The organism is Natronocalculus amylovorans (genome assembly GCF_023638035.1).
In the GTDB taxonomy this organism is placed as follows: domain Archaea; phylum Halobacteriota; class Halobacteria; order Halobacteriales; family Haloferacaceae; genus Natronocalculus; species Natronocalculus amylovorans.
The window spans coordinates 650,033-665,427 of record NZ_JAKRVX010000001.1 but is presented as its reverse complement, the minus strand read 5'-3'; the positions used below and the strand labels follow the sequence as shown (position 1 = coordinate 665,427).

19 protein-coding genes are annotated in these 15,395 nt (G+C 51.3%); 16 read left to right on the top strand and 3 right to left on the bottom strand.

Going from position 1 to position 15,395, the window contains the following annotated elements; genetic code table 11:
- Positions 1 to 28: 28 nt before the first annotated feature.
- Complete coding sequence (recJ, locus tag AArcSt2_RS03580; RefSeq protein WP_250582948.1) at positions 29 to 1,453, top strand: RecJ family nuclease; 1,425 nt, start codon at positions 29 to 31, stop codon at positions 1,451 to 1,453.
- A gap of 5 nt (positions 1,454 to 1,458) precedes the next feature.
- Here recJ and AArcSt2_RS03575 read toward each other — a convergent pair whose 3' ends face one another.
- Positions 1,459 to 2,046, bottom strand: a complete 588-nt coding sequence (locus tag AArcSt2_RS03575) for a response regulator (RefSeq protein WP_250582946.1) — start codon at positions 2,044 to 2,046, stop codon at positions 1,459 to 1,461.
- A gap of 246 nt (positions 2,047 to 2,292) precedes the next feature.
- On the opposite strand from AArcSt2_RS03575, the gene AArcSt2_RS03570 reads away from it, so the two are divergent.
- A complete protein-coding gene (locus AArcSt2_RS03570; protein WP_250583147.1) occupies positions 2,293 to 3,021 on the top strand; it encodes an RAD55 family ATPase in 729 nt (242 codons plus the stop codon).
- A gap of 438 nt (positions 3,022 to 3,459) precedes the next feature.
- Entirely contained in the window at positions 3,460 to 3,654 is a 195-nt protein-coding gene (locus AArcSt2_RS03565; RefSeq protein ID WP_174652476.1) for a cold-shock protein, read from the top strand.
- Between the two features lie 223 nt (positions 3,655 to 3,877).
- Here AArcSt2_RS03565 and AArcSt2_RS03560 read toward each other — a convergent pair whose 3' ends face one another.
- Both AArcSt2_RS03560 and AArcSt2_RS03555 read right to left on the bottom strand, forming a co-directional pair.
- Complete coding sequence (locus tag AArcSt2_RS03560; RefSeq protein ID WP_250582944.1) at positions 3,878 to 5,383, bottom strand: hypothetical protein; 1,506 nt, start codon at positions 5,381 to 5,383, stop codon at positions 3,878 to 3,880.
- Between the two features lie 99 nt (positions 5,384 to 5,482).
- Entirely contained in the window at positions 5,483 to 5,818 is a 336-nt protein-coding gene (locus tag AArcSt2_RS03555; protein ID WP_174652477.1) for an ArsR/SmtB family transcription factor, read from the bottom strand.
- A 132-nt stretch (positions 5,819 to 5,950) separates the two neighbouring features.
- On the opposite strand from AArcSt2_RS03555, the gene AArcSt2_RS03550 reads away from it, so the two are divergent.
- The 13 genes from AArcSt2_RS03550 to arlH all read left to right on the top strand — a co-directional run bounded on the left by AArcSt2_RS03550 (position 5,951) and on the right by arlH (position 15,385).
- On the top strand, positions 5,951 to 6,232 hold the full coding sequence (locus AArcSt2_RS03550; protein ID WP_174652478.1) for a DUF7521 family protein: 282 nt from the start codon (positions 5,951 to 5,953) through the stop codon (positions 6,230 to 6,232).
- Between the two features lie 236 nt (positions 6,233 to 6,468).
- Positions 6,469 to 7,053, top strand: a complete 585-nt coding sequence (locus tag AArcSt2_RS03545) for an archaellin/type IV pilin N-terminal domain-containing protein (RefSeq protein ID WP_250582942.1) — start codon at positions 6,469 to 6,471, stop codon at positions 7,051 to 7,053.
- Positions 7,054 to 7,083: 30 nt separating this feature from the next.
- The gene (locus AArcSt2_RS03540; protein ID WP_250582940.1) at positions 7,084 to 7,656 is read left to right on the top strand and encodes an archaellin/type IV pilin N-terminal domain-containing protein; all 573 of its coding nucleotides are present in this window, start codon (positions 7,084 to 7,086) and stop codon (positions 7,654 to 7,656) included.
- 32 nt (positions 7,657 to 7,688) lie between these two features.
- A complete protein-coding gene (locus AArcSt2_RS03535; protein ID WP_250582938.1) occupies positions 7,689 to 8,285 on the top strand; it encodes an archaellin/type IV pilin N-terminal domain-containing protein in 597 nt (198 codons plus the stop codon).
- A 311-nt stretch (positions 8,286 to 8,596) separates the two neighbouring features.
- Entirely contained in the window at positions 8,597 to 9,196 is a 600-nt protein-coding gene (locus AArcSt2_RS03530) for an archaellin/type IV pilin N-terminal domain-containing protein (RefSeq protein WP_250582936.1), read from the top strand.
- 62 nt (positions 9,197 to 9,258) lie between these two features.
- Positions 9,259 to 9,963 (top strand): DUF7500 family protein, encoded by a 705-nt coding sequence (locus AArcSt2_RS03525; RefSeq protein ID WP_250582934.1) that lies wholly within the window; start codon positions 9,259 to 9,261, stop codon positions 9,961 to 9,963.
- Positions 9,964 to 10,052: 89 nt separating this feature from the next.
- On the top strand, positions 10,053 to 10,415 hold the full coding sequence (cheY, locus tag AArcSt2_RS03520) for a chemotaxis protein CheY (RefSeq protein ID WP_250582932.1): 363 nt from the start codon (positions 10,053 to 10,055) through the stop codon (positions 10,413 to 10,415).
- On the top strand, positions 10,416 to 11,591 hold the full coding sequence (locus tag AArcSt2_RS03515) for a chemotaxis protein CheC (RefSeq protein ID WP_250582930.1): 1,176 nt from the start codon (positions 10,416 to 10,418) through the stop codon (positions 11,589 to 11,591).
- 38 nt (positions 11,592 to 11,629) lie between these two features.
- Positions 11,630 to 12,139 (top strand): chemotaxis protein CheD, encoded by a 510-nt coding sequence (locus AArcSt2_RS03510; protein WP_250582928.1) that lies wholly within the window; start codon positions 11,630 to 11,632, stop codon positions 12,137 to 12,139.
- Positions 12,140 to 12,210: 71 nt separating this feature from the next.
- The gene (locus AArcSt2_RS03505; protein WP_250582926.1) at positions 12,211 to 13,650 is read left to right on the top strand and encodes a FlaD/FlaE family flagellar protein; all 1,440 of its coding nucleotides are present in this window, start codon (positions 12,211 to 12,213) and stop codon (positions 13,648 to 13,650) included.
- A 29-nt stretch (positions 13,651 to 13,679) separates the two neighbouring features.
- Positions 13,680 to 14,153: an archaellum stator protein ArlF gene (gene arlF / locus AArcSt2_RS03500; protein WP_250582924.1), complete on the top strand. Its 474-nt coding sequence runs from the start codon at positions 13,680 to 13,682 to the stop codon at positions 14,151 to 14,153.
- The gene (gene arlG, locus AArcSt2_RS03495; protein ID WP_250582922.1) at positions 14,154 to 14,630 is read left to right on the top strand and encodes an archaellum stator protein ArlG; all 477 of its coding nucleotides are present in this window, start codon (positions 14,154 to 14,156) and stop codon (positions 14,628 to 14,630) included.
- Positions 14,627 to 15,385 carry an archaellum protein ArlH gene (gene arlH, locus AArcSt2_RS03490; protein ID WP_174652489.1) on the top strand — a complete coding sequence of 253 codons (759 nt, stop codon included), beginning with the start codon at positions 14,627 to 14,629 and terminating at the stop codon, positions 15,383 to 15,385. The genes arlG and arlH overlap by 4 nt, the downstream gene beginning before the upstream one ends.
- The last annotated feature ends 10 nt before the right edge of the window (positions 15,386 to 15,395 follow it).

The following is a 15,395-nucleotide window of genomic DNA, read 5'->3' as shown; positions in this document are numbered from 1 at the left end:
AACTGCCATGGCGACTGTAGGCTCACATATGAGCGATACTGCGCCAGTTCCGGCGCTTTCGGAGCGAGCGACTCACTGTGCTGATCGACTCCGATCGGCTTCATCTGTGCTTTTGGCCTCACACATTGATGCAGATGGATTAACAAGTGCGGCGGTCGCGTCACAGGCGCTTGAACGTGCTGGGATCTCGTTTGAGACGGTGTTTGCAAAACAGCTCGATCGTGAGGTGATCGAAGCAATTGCTGTCACGGATCACGAGACCGTGTTGTTCACTGATTTTGGGAGTGGACAGCTGGATATCATTACGGAATTCGAACAGGATGGTGCCTTCACGCCTGTTATTGCTGACCATCACCAGCCAGCGGATGCTGAGACCGAGTATCACCTCAACCCACTGCTGTTCGGGATTGATGGTGCATCTGAGCTATCCGGGGCTGGCGCAAGCTATGTGCTTGCCCGGGCATTGGAGCCAACGCCCGGCTCGAATCGTGACCTTGCCGCGTTGGCTGTTGTTGGTGCGGTTGGTGATATGCAAAGTGGTACGGACGGGTTGACTGGAGCGAATGAAGGTATTGTCGAAGATGGTGTAGCCGCAGGGGTTGTCTCCGTCAGTACCGATCTCACACTGTACGGCAAACAGACTCGACCGCTTCCGAAACTGCTTGAATACGCAAGCGAGGCTCGAATTCCGGGGATCTCAAATAACGAAGGTGGGGCGATCGCATTCGTCACCGAGCTTGCTATTGATGTTAAACAAGACGGTGAGTGGCGGCGGTGGGTTGATCTCTCAGATGATGAACGAAAAACGCTCGTGAATGCACTGATCCGACGGGCAGTCTCAAGCGGTGTGCCTGCTGATCGAATCAACGACCTCGTCGGCACTACGTATCAGCTCCCTGCGGAGGAGCTTGGGACCGAACTTCGAGATGTAAGTGAGTTTTCGACACTTTTGAATGCAACTGCGAGATATGATCGGGCGGATGTCGGGCTTGCCGTCTGTCTCGGCGATCGAGAGGATGCACTTTCTGAGGCTCGATCGTTGCTGTTGAACCACCGACGCAATCTTTCCGAAGGATTGCAGTGGGTTACCTCAGAGGGGGTCACTGTTGAGTCGAACATCCAATGGTTCGATGCAGGAACACGAATCCGCGAGACAATCGTCGGCATCATTGCAGGTATGGCAGTTGGAGCGGATGGCATTCGACACGACCTCCCAATCATTGCGTTTGCAGCGGAGTCCGCAGAGGAAACAAAGGTGTCTGCTCGCGGGAGTCATTTTTTAACTCGAAAGGGGTTGGATCTCTCTGTGGTCATGCGAGAGGCATCCCAGTCAGTCGGTGGTGATGGCGGTGGGCACAATGTGGCCGCAGGTGCAACAATTCCTGCTGGAACGGAGAATGAATTTGTTTCGGTAGCCGATCGGATTGTTGGCGAACAACTTACCTCAGACTAGCCTCGTCACGGTGTCTTAGTTTGTTCACCAAGGTCTCGAAACATCACACGATAATCCTCAGCAGTGAGTCCTTCCGCCATTTTGAGGAGTTCTTCATCCAGCGTATCCAACTCCGAGAGAAGCTCTGTATATTCGCTACTGTTTATGAGCTCTTCTCTGTCCTTTTCAGACTCTAGGAGCGCCCGTTTTGACGCAAGGGCCGCGGCCTCCTGTAAGAGGCCATCATAGTCACCTCGGACAAGCAGCGTCTCAACCGCGTCAATTAGTTCATCTCTGCTCACTGGCTTGACCACGTACAAATCAAAACCCATTCCAATAATATCAAAATCAGGCTCAACACCAGTTACCATCGCAACTCGACAGTCGTACTTCTGGTCTCGGATCGATTCGAGAACATCCGCACCCTCTCCGTCCGGGAGACGGCGATCAAGCAAAATTGCATCAACTGTTGGCTTTGTGTCAGAAATGACCCGATTTGTAGCCCCTTCTGCAGTTGTTTCCACCTCAACATCATATTTCGTGGAAAGAAACCGCTTGTATAGTCGTGCGATCGACTCATCATCTTCGACAATTAATACCGTATGTGTGCCCATTAGTTTCTCACCCGCAAAGTGGTCGCTGTCGTGGAATGACCAATTCCCACGAAATTCACCTGCTCCCGACCCATATGTACCAATACGCTTGTGCGAGAACCTATAAACCTAACTGAATAACTGGCAACAACATTGCAAATTCAGCTATATTATCTGGTACTATCGCTCACTTGGTTGGGTTGGTAGCCATCCCAAAGGCGGTGCTCTCTTTTAGGAGGGCAACATATGTCTCCAATAAGTGTGCCCATGTCAGACATAATCAGAACTGGAATTGATGGATTAGACTCCATCCTCGGTGGTGGTATTGGAGAGCGATCGACTGTCCTTGTAAGCGGCAACCCCGGAACGGGAAAAAGTATCTTTGGCATCCAGTATCTCTATACCGGGGCCACTGAGGAAGATCAGCGCGGAATCTACATCTCGTTTGAAGAGAATGCGGACGATATCCGCCGTGCTGCAGAAAGTATCGGAATGGAACACTGGCAAGAGCTTGTCGAAAGTGGCGATATCAAAGTCTACGGTAAAAACAAGATGCTCCGTGAGGGTGATTTCACCGCCACAATGGATCTGCTGTTAGAAGATTTTGCTGATGAGAGCTACGATCGGCTCGTGCTTGACTCACTGACGATGTTTCAACTCTTTTTCGACGATGAGAAAGAGAAGCGGACATATCTGTTGAAATTCTCCGATATTCTCAAACAACACGGAATGACTTCGCTGCTCATCAACGAACAGGGAGCTGTGTTCCCGGAGACGGAGATTGGGCTAGAGAATTTTCTGACAGATGGCAATATATACTTCATCCAGACACCGACTGACTCCGGAGTCAACCGATACGTCTGGGTTGCAAAGATGCGGAAACAGAGCATAAATACGGATATTTTCCCGATGGAAATCAGTGACGAAGGCATTACGGTGTATGAGCGAGCCGGCGGATTCTCAATGATGGGTGGCGGTAGTGGCCCATCGTTCTAACTGTTGTACTACTATCTAATGCGGGCACCACGGGCAGACAGTCGGGCATTCTGATCGTTGTACTTTCATTTTCACTCCTGTGGTGTGGCTGCGGCGGTAACTGACGATTATCAACGACGATTATGTATGCCCACGGCATGGCAACCGGAGAGCTGATCCGCTACTGGCGGGTATTCGATCGATTTTTGCTGCTATACCCCCGCATTTCGGCTGGAACATCTGTATTTGTTTGTTTTATCTGTTGTGTCATCAGAGACTGTCGATATCATCAAACGTTGCTCTCCTTCCGACCGATTGATCATATTGTCTACGAGAAACCGATGCTTATCGCAGAATGTCCATCAAAAACAAATTATACAAGACACTCATCCAGCAAAATATGATTCTAATATACAAATACCAAGCCTTATCCGTGTAACGGCAGTTTGTATAATTGCAATGGCAAACGGAAAAGTTGATTTCTTCAACGACACAGGCGGTTACGGTTTCATTTCGACGGACGATGCTGACGACGATGTCTTCTTCCACATGGAAGATGTTGGCGGCGAGGATCTTACGGAAGGAACGGAAATTGATTTCAGTATTGAACAGGCCCCAAAAGGCCCTCGCGCGACCAACGTTACCCGCGTATAATTTCAACTACATCTCTCGCATAGTCAGTTTCTGACATAGCGGATTTGTTTTTCTCTCAGAACACTACACTCGTGAGCAACTGCGATCGGGTGTCTGTGCTTTGATTCAATTATTGTGTACCTTGCAGCGATCGCGCTGATCTGTGTGCTATTTTTAATTCAAGTGGTCACGCTCACAAAGACCATTTCCACACCAGAAGGCTCCGATCCTAATTTACGAACAGTTAGTTAACACTGTTACTCACTGCTGGAATCAGATTCGGACAGCACGGCTGTTCGGCACAGTCACATGGACCTCCCTCAGCCGATAGATGTGCGATCGGTGCATCCAACGGTACCAGCAGACATCGATCGAACGATCGGTCGTCATGCCGACGCAATCGTCGAGTGCCGTCTCCACGGAACGATTGCGGGAAGAACTGCTCTTCAGCCTCATCGAACGGCCCGTCATACGCGGTTGCACCGTGTGTGCTTCGATCGCGTCGAAGCGATTGGTGAATCGATCGACGCATTTCTGCAACCTCGGCATATTCGACTGATACAACCTCACAAACGTCTTCGCTTGTGAGGATTGTTGTGCTGTTTTCGTAGATCGCAGCATCGTCGATCGTCCAGCCGCCAACGAAAAGATACTGGTCGTCGTGTCGAATCCGCTGGACGTAGCATACAGCCGGAAGCGGTGGCCCGTCTACCGGTGTTGCAATACAGGAACACACCAACTGTGGGGTTGTATGTACGTTTCCAACCGCGTACTCTTCGCCCCAGCGGTCTGGCATCGATCGCCGTGGCTGTGCGATCGCATCGCGATCGTCTGATCCCGGGCGGAGTTCCCAACAGAAGCCTGCTGTCGTTCCGCCATGAGCGGTTGTAACTGCGATCGATCGATCTGTAACCGCTACGTCGAGATCACGTCCCAATCCACCGAGGTCGATCGTGAGATGGTCGGTTCGTCCACAAATTCGCCCACTGTTGCTTGCTGTTGAGCCACTGCTACTGCTACTGCTACTGCTGCTGTCGCTACTTGATCCACCATTCGATCCTGATGATTCACTTCCGCTCGATTCCTGTGGGCCACCGCCCCAACAATAGATTGTATTGTCTCCACCACTACTCCAGGAGAACGCTTTGCCATCATCTGTCGCGTCGGTTGGGCCATCTCGTGCCAGCTGTTCGAAGAGCCGTGTGGGTGTTATTTCATCGACAAGTGATCGATCGTCTGCCACAAACGTCGCATCCGGCACGGTGACTGCAAAGCGGTGGCCGACCGCTGGCGTACCCGAGAAATACTCACGAAGGCGATCGGCGTCATTGCTGTCTTCGTCTTGATCGTCAGTCGTATCCTCGTCATCCGGTGGTTGCCACATCTCGTTTTTCCGTCGGTTCGATCGCGTTGAATTGTAGTCCTGCGCGAATACGATCTCATCTACATTCCACCCATCAAGTTGGACGCTCTGTGAGCGACCCTGTAGCTCTCCACGGGCGGTAATCGGGATATACTCGCGTGCGTAGCGTGTTGGTCGATCGGTATGCTCATCCTCACCTGCGTAGAATGCCGCTGGCGTTGCAGTGGTGGTTGAGATGAGCCGATCGGTCGCTGCGGCTTCTGCTCGGCCGGTAAGATCTTCAAGACAACCACTGAGGCTGACTGCGCCAACAGCTCCAAGCGTGGCAAGAATCGATCGGCGAGAGAATCGTTGGGGGGTGGTAGTTGGTGTACTATTCGATCGCATAATAACTGCGGAATAAACGCCAGCAAAGCGTATAGCCTTTCTCGTACCGATTAGTAACCAATCAGCTCCATCTCCGCAAGAGGATCAGTTATGACTTGATCAGGCGTCCGACATTGTTCGCCACACTTCGTCGAGTTTGTTTTTGACTTCCGACCGTTCGGAAATTTCGACGCTCATGCCGTTTTTAAAATCAATCTCGATCTGATCGACGTTCCGCCGGTAGACTTTGATTCGACGGTGTTCATCCGAGAGTGGTCGATCGTGTAGTTCGAGCAGGTCAGTTTGGGTGAGCTCGTTAATCCGCCGATAACAGGTTGCGATCGGCACGCCAAGTTCATCACTGAGTTCTTGGGCGGATTTTGGCTCGCTAGTTGCTGCGAGGATTTCGGTGTTGTACTTGTTTCCAAGCACCTCGATGAGCTCATCCGTAGCCATTCGTTGATATCTGCGTTCTTTGAAATAAAAAGGGTGTCGGTGCCCGCGTCAGCGATATTTACCCGATGTTATCACTGGTGGTATTTTGATAGCGATGCTTAACAGGCCCCACCTGATCTGTTCGAACCGTACATGAATTTCGTCGAAGTGCTGTATCTCGCCACAACTGCTGGACTTGCATTCGCGGGGCTCACCATGGTTTGGATGGCGATACGGGCATATTTGGATACCGAAAAGCACGCAATGGTCCATTTGTCGATCGGCTTTGCGCTCATCGTTGCCGCGGCGGTGGCAACGACAATCAGTGCCTTTGTCACTGATTTCGAGAACGTCCGATCGCTGCTGGTGGTTAACAGCACCTTAACCACAACCGGATTCATGTTCGTTGTCTATAGTTTAGTTTCCTACAATTAAGCCGGATTGAGGGTTGTTTTTGGGCGTGGTTCTGTTATCAGGACTGAGAACTGGAACGAGGTATAGTTGATCGGAGTGGTTATATGTAATTGGGCTAATTTGCCGAATTCGGGTTATTTGAGGGCTGAAGCATTGTTATCACTCTTGGTATTTTGGAAATTACCTTTATACGGTAGCTGTTGCTTCGTTGGAGTAACGTCTGGAACGGGCGATGCGTCCGCAGACGACAACAAACAATGTTCGGAAACAACTCAGAGTCGACAGATAGAGGTCAAGTGGGGATTGGGACCCTCATCGTATTCATTGCGATGGTCCTTGTTGCAGCGATCGCAGCAGGCGTCCTTATCAACACTGCAGGCTTCCTGCAGGCACAAGCAGAGGCAACCGGAGAAGAGAGCGCAGAACAAGTAAGCGACCGAGTACAAGTTGTCTCGGTGGTCGGAAACGCGAACGATAGTGAAGAGATTGACGAGCTTGAGGCATCAGTTCGCCGCTCGCCGGGTGCTGGTAATATCGACCTCAATAACTCCATTGTTGAGGTATTCGCCAATGGAAACTCGTCAACACTGACATTCGATGCAGACAGTGACGATGCGCCAGATGAAAATAACTTCAACATCACCATGATCGAAGGCGATGACAATGTTCTCGCTGACAGTGGTGACCGTGCTGATCTGATTGTCAATCTTTCTGCCAACGGACAAGCACTTGAAGAGGGTGACTCGGTAACCGTCACAATCACCACTGCGTCAGGTGGTACCGCGTTCGTTGAGAAACGCGCACCAAGTACCGTTGAATCAGACGAATCATACCGTCTGTAAATCACAGCTACATAATTCATTTATATACTAATGTTTGATAAAAACGACCGAGGTCAAGTGGGAATCGGTACGCTGATTGTGTTCATTGCGATGGTTCTCGTCGCAGCGATCGCAGCAGGTGTGCTCATTAACACCGCTGGCTTCCTGCAAGCACAAGCAGAAGCAACCGGTGAAGAGACTGCAGAACAAGTAAGCGACCGTGTCGAAGTTGTCTCCGTTGTTGGGACCGCCAACGACGACGACGAAATTGACGATCTCAACGTCTCAGTTCGACGTGCACCAGGTGCTGGTAATATCGACTTATCAAATGTCGTCGTTGAAGTGTTTGCCAATGGCACGTCTGCGACTTTGGTAAATGAGTCAGATGGTGACAACGAGTTCACGATCGAACAGATCCAAGGCGACGAAGATAACCCCGAAACCCTTGCAAGCAGTGATGATCGAGCTGAAATTCAGTTCAGCTTGAACGAAAACGTCGATGGTGCGGCGCTCGCACCGGGCGACAATGTTGTCATCACCATCACGACCGCAGCAGGTGGTACTGCATTCGTTGAGAAACGTGCACCAAGCACCGTTGAAAGCGGTCAGTCGTACAGATTGTAAACCAACATACGATTCCAAATTCAATTATAACAATGTTCAACGATAACGACAGAGGTCAAGTGGGAATCGGTACGCTGATTGTGTTCATTGCGATGGTTCTCGTCGCAGCGATCGCAGCAGGTGTGCTCATTAACACCGCTGGCTTCCTGCAAGCACAAGCAGAAGCAACCGGTGAAGAGAGTGCAGAACAAGTGGTTGATCGCGTCCAGATTTCCAGCGTCATTGGGAACGCATCTGATGAGGACCAGATCGATAAAATCGGAATGACCGTCCTTCGAAGCCCTGGCGCTGATGATATAAACCTCAATAATTCGATTATTGAAGTGTTCGCAAATGGGTCATCGGATACACTCACATTCGATGCCGAAGGTGGTATTGCGGATGATTTCGATGATGCAGACCCAAATGCCGGTGAAAACTTCTCCATCGTCAACATCCAAAACGCTGAAGAGGGTGACCTCTCCGACTCGAGTGACCGTGCGCAACTTGTCTTCGCACTTGGCGATGAGAGTGCACTCTCAGAAGGAGATACAGTCACGATCACGGTAACAACCTCATCAGGAGGCACTGCGTTCGTTGAGAAACGAGCTCCAAGTACGATCGAAACCGGCGAAACGTACCGCCTGTAAGTATCACACAACCTCTGCGGTTGTGTTATACTAATTCCGTACGTCTCTTATTTTATAATCACCAACAAGGCTGAGTCTCTCTATTATTTGTTTGATTATCAAATAAAATATTTTGACACTTGTTTTTATGTGAGTTAAATTGTAAGTTTTCATTGCCATCTACGCGTGCAGCCAACCAGCACAGCGTAGACAGTACATTACGCACCGATCATCTTGCTATGTCGATTTCGATGACTGTTGTTGCCACTTGCTTGAGAGCCGCCAGATGATGATGCGTAACCGTACTTGTGGAATGAAACACAGACGAAACAATGTTTAACACAAACGACAAAGATAGAGGTCAAGTGGGAATCGGTACCCTGATCGTGTTCATCGCGATGGTGCTGGTTGCTGCAATTGCCGCTGGTGTGCTGATAAACACCGCTGGATTCCTCCAAGCACAAGCAGAAGCAACTGGTGAAGAGAGCAGCCAACAGGTGGTCGATCGCGTCCAAATTTCGACCGTCATTGGTGAAGCTAATGACACTGATAATATTAGCAAAGTCGGGATTACCGTTCTTCGGAGTCCCGGTGCAGATGATATAAATCTCAATAACTCTATTATTGAGGTCTTTGCTGATGGCTCTTCAGATACGCTAACATTCGATGACGAAGGTGGTATTGCGGATGATTTCGATGATGCGACTCCCGGTGAAAGCGAGTTTGCAATCGTCGATATTCAAGGTGCCAGTGAAGGGTCACTCTCTGACTCAAGCGACAGAGCACAACTCGTGTTCGATCTTGACAATATTGAAACGCTGGCTGAAGGTGAAACAATGACTGTTACCATCACAACAGCGTCAGGTGGTACTGCATTCGTTGAAAAACGAGCACCAAGTACGATCGAAGAAGACCAAACGTACCGCTTGTAAACGACCATCACTCCATCGGGGAGTAACATTCATTTATTGAACACCACAACTACCACAGAGCCATGGCACCGGATGATTCTGACAAAAAGCAGAGCAAGCGCAAGCGTCGATCGGTCCTCGACCCCAACGACCTCGACATTTCGAGACGCCGAGAGGTCGCGGAGATCGACGAGGGCCGCTATGTTGTCTCACCGAGCGGCACCCCACGAGTCGATCCAGATGCACTGGAAAAACAGGACTGGCTGCAACGAGATGACGATGAGGACGCGGATGAACAAGCTCCGCAACCACAACCGAACACCACACAAACAGCCCAAACACAACCAGATCCACAGCCAACAGACACCCCAACGCCTGATCGATCGACACCCAACAAACCACCGGAGCCAAGCGGCAACATTAGCGCGAACGATGTGAGCCAGTGGCTTGCAAAATCGTTTGCGAAAAATCGAGGGCAGTATGGCTACGACTTGACGATCGACATGGAGGGCAACGTCAAACGGACGAGAGCTGCCTCCAACGACATCGGCAACGCGCTTGAATCGATGCTGCTGTGGTATGCCGATCAAGCGACAGACGAACTACCCCCGGAGCGTGTCATTGGAATTCTCCTCGCATCAATGGATACCGAGGTTGACTATCCGGTTCAGAGCGTCTATGGAATGTTGAAAACGTATGGGCTCACACCGGATGATTCGATCGCGGACCTTCTCACTGCTGTCAGACAAGAGGGGTCGTTCACCGTCCCACCGTCGCGAAAAGACTAACAAAACCCACGCTCACCGCCGGTGTCTGTTCTCACGGTTGATAACTGTAGGCAAGTGTTTAAGCGACTGCCATTGTCCATATTAGATATATGGCGAAGCGAGTGCTCATCGCAGATGATTCGGAGTTCATGCGCAATCTGCTCCGAGAGATTCTAGCAGGCGACTTTGAGATCGTTGGAGAGGCTGAAAACGGTGTTGAAGCGGTCAACCTCTATGAACAGGAAGATCCAGATATTGTGATGATGGATATTGTGATGCCGATCCGAAGCGGGATCGAAGCCACAGACGAGATTACCACAGACGATCCAAACGCAAAGATCATCATGTGTACCAGTGTCGGACAGGAAGAAAAGATGAAAGAAGCGATCAAGGCGGGCGCATCCGGCTACATCACAAAGCCGTTCCAGAAGCCAAACGTCTTGGACGCAATCAACGACGTGGTTCCAGCCTAAATGAGACTGGACATCCGCGAGCTCGGCCAATTCAACCATCTTGCCTCACAAGGGGCACAGCGAGCCGCGGCGTCGCTTTCCCAGTTGACTGGCGTTAAAATGAATGTCGAGGTGACTGACGTCAGTCTTGTCACAGACAGCGTTCTACAAGAGACATTCGGTGGCCGCAACTTTGTCGGTGTCTCTGTCGGACTCGAAGGCGGACTCTCCGGCGAGACGGTACTTGCGTTTGAGCGCGAACGCGCCGAAACGCTCCAAAAACTCCTTCTCAACAAAGCAGGTGCAAGTCAGGCACTTGCTCAAAGCAGCGTGAGTGAACTTGGAAACATCATGATCGGCGGCTTCATCGACGGATGGGCAAACCATCTGCATGAAGCGATCAACATGACGCCCCCAACCTATCTTGAGGCGAAAGGAACGCGAATTCTCCCACGCGAGACGCTTCATGCGGCGAGCGGAAAGGGTGTATTCCTTTTTGAGAGCAGGCTGGAAGCGATGAATGTCGATCTGGATTTCTCGATCTACATGCTTCCGGAGTATCAGGAGTTTGTGGATCTGCTTTCACGTAGCCCCAGCGAACCAGCCATTCCGGCAAACAAACTCAGAGCGTTTGATGGCCTCGCAAAGCGCGGTGCTCATCGGGCGGCCGAGCAGATCGGCATGATGACTGGAATGGAGACAAGCGTCAATATCAGTCGTATCCGGTTCGTCCCACTGACCGGCGTCCCAGCACAGGTTGGTGATGAAACGATGGTCGGGGTCGTATTCAAACTGACCGGGATGCCGAGCGGTTATCTTGTCATCCTGTTTGACGAACGATCCGCAAAAAGTGTTGCCTCGGCAATGATGCCCGGCGGAATGCAAGAGGATGGCATTGGCGCAATGACTGAAGGGGCGGTAAAAGAGCTTGGCAACATCATGACAAGCGGCTTCATTGATGGTTGGGCGAACGTCCTCGGAACAAGTATCGAACACTCACCACCGAACTATGTGCACGATATGGGCTCTTCAATTATGAGTCCGGTTGTGAGCAAGCTCGGCCAACGGCAAGATTATGCGTTTGTGATCGACTCAGCGATCGAGATGGGCGGTCAACAAGGCCACTGCGATATCTATGCGCTACCGGATGAAAGAGAGCTGGCGAAGACGCTCTCTGCGCTCCCTTCGAACGCATAACGCATAACTACGAACCCCAAATTTGAGAGTGCAAACGAGTGACTGTAACGTTGACAAGCCCAGATGGCGCGGCCGTTGATCGGGAAAAAGTTGGAATTGCAGATCTGGCAGTCGTAACTGACGACACTCAACTTGTTACGAGTGGGCTTGGGTCCTGTATCGGCATTGCACTGTATGACCCAGAAGCCGGTGTCTCCGGTCTGTTGCATGCAATGTTACCAACAGCGGACGATGGACGCAGTACTGCGCCCGAAAAATACGTTGATACCGGTCTCGAACAGCTAATTTCTGCAATGCAAACCGCAGGTGCGCAGCCACAGCGACTCCATTCGTGGATTGCAGGTGGTAGCCAGATGCTTGAGTTTTCAGGTGGCAAAAATAGTATCGGCGCACGAAATATTCGAGTAGCAACACAACAACTCTCGGCACGATCGATACCAATCGAGGGTGCTGACACCGGTGGAAGCAGTGGCCGATCGCTTATATTCAACCCAAAAATCCCCGGATTAATTGTTCGGACGGCAAAAGATGGGAAAAAAACGCTCTGAAACGGCGCAAAATCTCAACGCTGAAATTCGGAGAGGTGGTTTGAAGTAGGCTCGGAGTATGTTTTTCGGTAATGGGCCTCGGTATGTCGCTGTTGATTACACTCCCGGCGCTGACAGACGGTGGCCTGAGCGGTATCGAACTACTGCTGCTCGGGCCGGCCGCGATGGGTGCGTTCGGGCTCGTTGGTGCAAGCATCCTCGAACGGATCCTCGACAACAACTCCAAAGATGGGGATTCCGATGGAGGAGGAAGTGGAGACGCGTTGATGGATGATGCTGGAGGTGGCGGTGGCTTCGGCGATATGGGTGATGACTTTGATGATTTCGACGACATGGGTGGCTTCGGCGAGGGTGGCGATGCCTTTGGTGGAGATGATGGCGGAAATGGTGCGGATCTCGATGAGATCGAACACCAGCTCGATGAACTCGAAAATGAAGTTGCAACCCTCTCATCGACGGTCAACACCGTTCGAAGTGAAAATACCGAGATCTCCGAACGAGTTGAAGATGTTGAAGAAGACATCAGAAATCTTCTCGATATCTATGAGATGGTTACCCGCGGAATCAACCCGTTTGTCGACGAGGGAGGAAGCGACTTTGACCTCGGCGGTGACGGATCGCTTGGGTTGTTCGACTCAGGTGAGGAAGAAGAAGAGGCTGAAGAAGACGTCGATGAATCGATTATGAGTGCCGACGCAGAGGGCTTCTTTGATGAAGACCTCGATGACGACGACGCCGAAGACGAATTCGGCGACGAACTAGAAACAGAATCAGAAGAGATGGTCAGTGATCAAACCGAATCCGGTGGTAAGACGTTTAGCGAATTAAAAGAAGAGTACGACTCCGGCGAAGCTGAGTGGGCCGATGACGAGATGGGGGCCGACGATGAGTTCGATGATGGCTTCGACGATGAGTTTGAAGACGATGGCTTTGACGACGGCTTCGATGACGAGTTCGAGGATGAAGGCGGGTTCGACGATGAGTTTGATGACGGTGATGACTTCGGTGGCCCAATGGAAAACGGCCAGTCAAGCGAGGACCTCGCACCGATCGAAACCAACGCCGATGCAGAGCCAGAACCGACATCACAGTCCGGCGGCGGTGGCGCCGCAGGCAGTTTCCAGTTTGTCCAACCGGATCAACTGGCGGCTGGTGGTGAGAAGCCGTATCTCACACAGCTCCCCGGTGATTACGTTGGGGACCTCGTTGTGATGGAGTGGCTTGAGTTCCTTGTTGGTAAATCCAATGTTACGGATGCCGCACGCGCAGTGAACTATTATGAGCGAATCGAGTGGATCGGTCCGAATGTTGCAGATCAACTTCGATCGTTCCTTTCGGGTTTTGGCGATATCGATCGCAACAAAGTCGATCGACCAGGAACCGAACATCTCGAACGTAATCACCACATCAAGAGCCTGAAGTATATCATGCAGCTCAACGGGACAACCGCAACGTCGGTTATCCTCGATCGCTGGGATACGCTTTCAGGACAGGGCGACGGTGGGTTCTAACCGGATACTAATCGAGTGACTGCCAATATATGGGATTCAGTGTCAGTGCGTCAACGGCAATCATTGTGGTGGGGCTCTTCCTTGCGTTTGGGATGTTCTACCCCGCGATGGCAAACAGCGTTGACCGTGTCACTGATGCACAGGATGATCAAGCCGATCGGATGCTCTCCATACAGAATACGGCGATCGAGTTGGAGAACGCGACAAAAGAAGACATTGGAGATGAAGACGAAGAGTGGGAGGTCACAGTGAACGTAACAAACACCGGCTCAACGTCGATCCCACTAAGCAGGACTGATCTCTTGATCAATAACAGCTACCAAGACGAGCCAGAGACAATGATACAAGAAACCGAAGATACCGAGACGGATTTGTGGCTACCAGGTGAAACTGCGGAGTTCACCACCACGGTTGATCAGGAGCCTGATCGCGTCTCGGTTGTCGTCACACAAGGGATTCGTGTCTCTGGCGAACTTGAGACTGTTGAGGAGGAGGAGCAATAGATGGCAAGCGTCTCGACCTCTCATCTGATCATTTTCGTTGCAAGCCTTGTTGTTGCGGCGGGCGTCGTCGGCACACTGACCACCGGCGTCGATCGTGTCAGCAGCGCAGTGCAGGACGGAAGTTTGGATGTAAGCCAGCAGGTGCGGACGGATGTGACGATCATCAGCGATCCGGGGAGCAGCATTGTTGTTGAGAATGGAGATGAGGAGGTTGATGTGACGATTCACGTGAGGAACACTGGCTCCCAAACTATTCCGGCGAGGGAGTCTGCCATAGACATGTTCCTAAACGGACAGTTCCAGGGTGAAGAAGACTTTACGATTGAGGTGCAGGGGACGACAGATAATGCGGATGTCTGGCGGCCTGACGAAGTTGTCGAGATCACAATCACCGCTGAGGAAGCTGATCTCGACACGGACAACCGGATCTTCCTCACCGTAAATGGGGATCAAGAGGAGTTTGAATTTAGATCATGAGCAGAGCTAGACGCAACCTAATATCGCTTGGATTGGACGATCACGATCGACTCAATAAAGAGCTCGGGGGTGGGATTCCACACGGCAGTATCGTTCTCATGGAGGGTGACTATGGTGCTGGAAAGAGTGCAATCTCACAGCGCTTCAGCTATGGGTTCTGCCAGACAGGTGCGTCTGTGACGTTCCTTTCGACAGAACTCACGGTTCGTGGCTTTATCGACCAGATGCACTCGTTGTCCTACGATGTTGTGAAACCGCTGTTGAATGAACAGCTCCTGTTTTTGCATGCGGATATCGACAGTGCTGGCGCACTCACAGGTACGAAACAGGGCGAACGAAAGAAGCTCTTAAAACGGCTGATGGAGGCCGACACCATGTGGGAGCCGGATGTCATCGTCATTGACACATTTGACGCAATTCTCCGGAATGACCCGACGTTCGAGGCGCTTGTTCGACAGAACGAAGAACGGCAGGCTGCACTCGAAATCATTTCATTCTTCCGAGACATTATCTCGTCAGGGAAGATCATCGTTCTTACCGTTGACCCATCCGCGGTTGACGATGAGGCGATCGGTCCGTTCCGATCGATCGCTGATGTCTACCTCGAGCTCCAGATGGTCGAGGTTGGAAACGATATCCGCCGACAGGTGCAAGTAAAGCGATTCGCCGGAATGGGTGAACAGGTCGGTGATACGATCGGATACTCGGTTCGATCGGGAACCGGAATCGTCATTGAGAGTCGAAGCGTCGCATAACGAATGTGTG